Raw genomic sequence first — 5,646 nt, 5'->3', positions numbered from 1 at the left:
TGGAAGACATTCACTTTCATCAATTGCGCCATACATTCGCGACCCGCTGTTTAGAAGCTCAAAGCGATATTTTATCTGTCAGCGCACTTCTAGGACACAACTCCACCAAGTTGACCTTAGATACCTATGCAGATTCTATGACTGAACAACGAGTAGAAGTGATTTACCGCATGGAAGCCGCCATGTGCTAACAATATCAAATGGTAGATAACGTTTTCAAAAAATGATTTTTCTCATTTACTGCCCTCTTCCTTTTGTCTAAGCAAAGTAAGCGCTTACTAATTAAAGGATTTATCTATTAATTTTTTTTCTTTCAATTTTTGTTAAAAAAAGAGTATTCGCGAGTTCACAGACACCCATCCGCCGTCACGTTCCGTCAAAAAACTACGTAAAACATTGTTATATCAACGTTTATAAGCATAATCTTGGTTTCGGATAAACATAGAAAAAAATAATCAAGACATAGCAAAAAAGGCATCACTCTATTTTAGTATCAAATGTACCATGTGTACTTTTTTGATAAACAAAAATTAAATTATTTTAAGGAGAGAAAAGAGATGAATAAGAAAAAATTAGTGACAGGATTGTTGAGTACAGCTTTTCTGGGAGGTGTATTGGTAACCACAGCATTACCGGCAGATGCGGCGACATTTAGCGAGAAATCCACTGGGTCTGTAACGTTTAAAGAGGGTACCCTTATTAATCCGCCTACTACGGATCCAGATATTGACCCAGGTCCAGACAATGGTAAGATCGGACTGTTATATGTACCAACAGAATTTATTTTCGAAGATACAGCTGTTCCGACAAGTGTGGTTACGACAACAACGGTTATTCCAATTGCTCCAACGCTGTCCAATCCACTTACTAAACGAGTGGCTGTTGGGGATGTTCGTGGAAAACGCGCAGCTGGTTGGAAGTTAGAAGCGAAGTTGGATGCAGAACTTACCACAGGATCTAAGAATTTGACTGCTGCAACGATTACTATGACTCAAGGATTAAAAACCTTAGACCCAGTTACTGGTGTAGCAACAACTGAAGCTCCAACCGTGCATACACCAGATACTGTGACTGGATCATTAACAATTAGTCCATCAAGTTCATTAGTGATGAGTGCATCTGGCGAATCTGCACCAAATAAAGCAGATGGTCGTGGTGAAGGGTATTGGCAAGGCGAATTGACAAGTATTAACTTGAATGTGCCAGCAGGGGCAATGAACTTGGTTGCAGCAGGAGAACAATACTCTGGAACGATCGACTGGACGTTAACAGATTCAATCTAAGATAGGAAAGAACAGACAGGCTGAAGTTGCCTAGCAGCTTCAACCTGTTCTTGTCTAAAGGAGCCAATTATGAAACGACTACTTCCGATAGTAAGTGTCCTACTATTGATACTTTTTCCCAGTGTTGGTTTTGCGGAGGAGACGAAGGAATCACAAGGGATCACAGAGAATGAAAAACGAGCAGGTTTTACCGTTCAGGCAGTCCTGCCGGAGAATCAAGTCAATGATCGCGTGAGCTTCTATCATCTATTGATGCAACCGGAACAGGCACAAACGGTACAAGTAAAAATTTTCAATACTTCTGAAAAAAAGCAAACCTATAGAGTAGAAGTGATCAACGCAGCAACCAATCGCAACGGCTTGATCACCTACGATGAACGCGACAAGAAACCGGATGCGAGTATGAAGCTTCCGATTACTAAGGTGGCGAAGCCCAAAAACAAGGAAGTGTCAGTGGATGCCTATTCAGAAGGAAAAGCCGAGGTCATTATCCAAACACCGGCAGAGGCCTTTCAAGGGATTTTGCTTGGCGGGATTCGTATCTCATTGAAGAGTGACGATTCGGAGGAAGAATCACAGGGCATGTCGGTGAAAAACACCTACGGCTATGCCATCGGGTTGGTCCTGACTGAACAGGACCATGCGCCTGTCTATGGAGAAACGGATCTGAAGCTGACAAAGGTACAGCCAGAGGTTGATTATGGCAGTAAAGTCCTAGAAGCCAGCATTCAAAATCCGTATCCAGAAGCCATGGAAGACCTTGTCGCAGAAGGAAAAATCGTTCGTAAAGGACAAAAAAAGGCGTTAGCGAAGAATAAATTGGAGTCGGTCAAGATTGCGCCGAATTCGATCTTCCCGTTTCAGATTGATTGGGGCATGTTAGAAGTCTCGGCAGGAGAATACACCTTCATCGGAACAGTCAAAGGGAAAACGAAAAGCTGGTCATTCAAACAGGATTTCACCATTACACGTCAACTGGCGAAAAAGATGAATGAGCAAACTGCTTTCCGGATCTTTATCCCGAGTTGGTGGACCACTAGTTTCTATGCCGTAGGAACGATCACTGCCATCGTGACCGCTTGGCTCATCATTCGTTTGGTTAAACGAAAGAAAGGAAGGGAGATACGTGAAAAAGAATAAAGTTTGGTACGTGCTTATTGGGTTGTTTTGCCTATGTACCAGCAGTGCTTCTGTCTATGCCGCAAGCTATAACGCACAAAATAAAGTGGGCGTCCGCTTTGTGGAATCAACAAGTACCAGTACGACATCCTCAAGTAGTTCCAGCAGTTCAACGAGTTCGACAAGTAGTTCAACATCCAGCTCCAGCTCGTCTAGTTCAACCAGCTCAAGCAGTACCGTACAAAACAGCTCTTCATTACCAGATACCGATCAGAAAAAGGGCGGCTTTTTATGGTGGGGCAATGATAACGGAGGCGGGACAGGTGGAACAACTCGTTATTACTCCGATGATAAACGATTACCAAGTACAGGAGAACTCATTCACTTGGCGTTGCCATTTGCGGGTGTGTTCTTGGTGATGTTGGTTTTCTTCTATTTTGGAAAGAATAGGAGGAAAAGGGTATGAGGTCATTAATTAGAAATCTATTTGTGGTAGTTGTAGTATTGTCAGGGATTGGTGCAGGTAGTCTTTCTTTTCCTGAGCAATCAATTGCAGTTCGTACAAATACGTTTACTGGGAAGATTGATTTTAATATGTATATGGATGATGGTAGCCAAATTCCTGCGGGGAAGGTTCCAACAGCACAGGTTGATTATGGGGTAAGAAGAGATGCTGCAGGATGGAAGAGTGATAACTCGTACGTTGGTATATTTGATGACTTTACTGGTCTAAAGACTATAACCATTCCATATAACGGGTCAGGTAATTTTTCTGCATCTGAAGTAACGACATGGACATACGGTTGGGATATGAACCCTCCTTCTCCATATACTGAAAGGCGTGATACAAGGTTTCATTCGTTTCATAAGTTGAGATTTACCAATGTTCCCTCTTATATCCGAACTATTTCAGCTAAGTCAACTGTTTTAGGTGACTATTCCCAATATACTCAGGAATATGATGTTTATGAGGGACCTAGACTCACTTCAAACTTAGCATTTAATAGAACTGAAAAAAAAGGAAATATAGAGATTAGGTATCCAGAATTAACTAGAGTAGCCTCAGGAATATTTAGTTATCAGGGGTACCCGGAACTCCTACCATCGGAAGAACATCCAAACGCAGTAGAGTTTACTATTTCTGGTGGTAGAGCAGGTGCAAATGGCCCCCACCTTTGGAATGAAATAGTATTTAAAAATTCAAGTGTAGCGGCTTCGGGTAAAAAAATTACCTTCTTTATGAAAGGCTTCCGAGTAATGGAAAGCTTTGTAGATGAGACTGGAGTGACCTTGACACCGCCGACTGGTTTTACACAAGGAAAAACAACCGATGTGAAAGAAGAGCAGTATACTCATTCAATGAGCAAGTTGCCAACCTCTTATATAACCGGGGGAGATGGCTATGTATTGCAAGGATGGTATCAAGGTCCTACAAAACCAGGAACGTTGAATACGACGAATCCGCCTAGCCCCACGATTGATTATACACAGTCGAAATCGATTCAAGCATTTGATGATGAAGGGAAAATTACAGTTGTCTATGAAAAAAGAAAATTACATGCTCTACAAGAAAAATATATAGACAGTAGTGATACATCGATCAATAGTGGAAGCTGGGACACTACCGATGCTGTTGCAGATGGGAGTAATTTCACTGGAGCCCCTGCTGCAAATAAAACGGATAGCTTGAATACAGATTGGGAATATACTGGTTGGAAAGAGGGGATTTCTGGACCATTAAATAATAAGTCAGTCCCAGTTTCTCTAAACAATATCACTGGGAATAAAGATATTTATTACATTTATAAAAAGAAACAACACACCATCACCGAAAAATGGGTCAATCAATCAGATGGCTCAACCTTAGTACCAATGGCTGGAAATCCGAAAACAAGTACGATGGATGACAATGACAACTTTACTGGAACAGCTTCTGCCACAGTCACAGATACTGGTGGCGATGTTTGGGACTATGTCGGCTGGGAAAATGTGACGGATGCGCCGGGAACGGTGAATCCTTCTCCTTCTTATGCTGTGAATAATGTCAAAGGAGCCAAAGAGATTCGCTATCATTATCAAGCACGAAGCACTACAGCGAGTCTTGACTTAACACCAACGCCGCAAATTGTCGCAAATAATGGTTCGGTTGCTTGGAGTTCACGGTTAACCAATACAGGAACTTCTACATTGAATAATCTCACACTCAAGGCAACAAGTAACTGGGCGTCTGGCTTATCCACGCCTACACAAGTAACAGTAACACCTGCGGGTGGCGCGCCTATGAACATTGCGATAACACCTGCGGATTGGGTTGGCGGTTTTAGTCTAACTGGTATCAGTATTCCAAATGCTGGACCGAATAATTACGCAGACATTACCTTTACTGATACTGCTACAGGTGCGGTAAACCAAGTGCTGCCAGCAGAGATCGAGATTGATGGGAATATCGCAACACCATTGACTGCGGAGAACTTTGTCCGTATCGATGACCCAGATGAGCCGAATTTGAAACCGATTGGAAATGCGGGACTGATCAATATTCCGAATTTCAAATTTGGAGATGTAGAGGTGAAGCCTACCGCTCAGAAGAAAGAATTAGATGCGGCTTCTTATGAAGCGGGTTATAAACCCTACATTCGTTTCATGGATAATGAAAGCAATTTTGGTTGGGACTTGACCGTAAAGCTGGGTCAATTCACCAGTGGATCAAAAACATTGCCGACTACCACTGCGATCAGTCTAAGGAATGGGGTTTTGATGGACGTTCAAAACTACAACAAGCACAACGAGAGCTTTGGCTTAGTGAAGACTGAGAGTACAAAAGTGATTCCTTCTGATGGGACGACCGTTGCTCTGACAGATCATTCTGGTAGAGGTGTTTATCATTTGGAATATGGTCTTAATCATGTTGAACTAGAGTTACTAGCGCATTCTGGAATCGCTGGATTGAAATACGAGGCTGACATGGATTGGACATTGACTACAGCACCGTAAGGAAAGATAAACGAACAAGGAGTGGTACCGATGTACAATTTTGTCTGGTTGTCTGCGGGAATGGGGGGTCTTTCCCTCATCCTAGCCATCTTTTTCTTAGTGAAGGATCTGGCTTATTGTGAGCGGACGCAACAGAAGAAGCTGACCTATCTGCTGGCGAACTGGGGGATGTTCCTCTTAGCGATCGTCTGGATTGGTCTGGGAATCAGCTTATATGTTCTGATCCAGAATCAGTTAACTGCTTTAAAAA

Annotated in this window: 6 protein-coding genes; all 6 read left to right on the top strand. The window is 42.5% G+C overall.

Translation table 11 applies throughout. The annotated features are described in order from the left end of the window. The coding region (locus JZO85_RS15620) for a tyrosine-type recombinase/integrase (protein ID WP_207109455.1) at positions 1-191 on the top strand (191 nt) is incomplete at its 5' end. A 366-nt stretch (positions 192-557) separates the two neighbouring features. Continuing rightward, a complete protein-coding gene (locus JZO85_RS15615; protein WP_207109454.1) occupies positions 558-1,283 on the top strand; it encodes a WxL domain-containing protein in 726 nt (241 codons plus the stop codon). Between the two features lie 69 nt (positions 1,284-1,352). Beyond that, positions 1,353-2,423: a WxLIP family cell surface protein gene (locus JZO85_RS15610; protein ID WP_207109453.1), complete on the top strand. Its 1,071-nt coding sequence runs from the start codon at positions 1,353-1,355 to the stop codon at positions 2,421-2,423. Beyond that, complete coding sequence (locus tag JZO85_RS23340) at positions 2,410-2,868, top strand: EF2685/EF0750 family sortase-dependent surface protein (RefSeq protein WP_207109452.1); 459 nt, start codon at positions 2,410-2,412, stop codon at positions 2,866-2,868. The genes JZO85_RS15610 and JZO85_RS23340 overlap by 14 nt, the downstream gene beginning before the upstream one ends. Then, a complete protein-coding gene (locus tag JZO85_RS15600) occupies positions 2,865-5,396 on the top strand; it encodes a WxL domain-containing protein (protein WP_207109451.1) in 2,532 nt (843 codons plus the stop codon). The genes JZO85_RS23340 and JZO85_RS15600 overlap by 4 nt, the downstream gene beginning before the upstream one ends. A gap of 30 nt (positions 5,397-5,426) precedes the next feature. Further along, the coding region (locus tag JZO85_RS15595) for a hypothetical protein (protein ID WP_207109450.1) at positions 5,427-5,646 on the top strand (220 nt) is incomplete at its 3' end.

The organism is Candidatus Enterococcus murrayae, from assembly GCF_017315985.1.
Taxonomy (GTDB): Bacteria; Bacillota; Bacilli; order Lactobacillales; family Enterococcaceae; genus Enterococcus_A; species Enterococcus_A murrayae.
This window is presented reverse-complemented; position numbering and strand designations above follow the sequence as displayed.

Excerpts from the sequence above, each read along its gene's own strand:
- JZO85_RS15615 (WP_207109454.1), top strand. The coding sequence starts at position 558 with ATGAATAAGAAAAAATTAGTGACAGGATTGTTGAGTACAGCTTTTCTG.
- JZO85_RS15610 (WP_207109453.1), top strand. The coding sequence starts at position 1,353 with ATGAAACGACTACTTCCGATAGTAAGTGTCCTACTATTGATACTTTTT.
- JZO85_RS15600 (WP_207109451.1), top strand. The coding sequence starts at position 2,865 with ATGAGGTCATTAATTAGAAATCTATTTGTGGTAGTTGTAGTATTGTCA.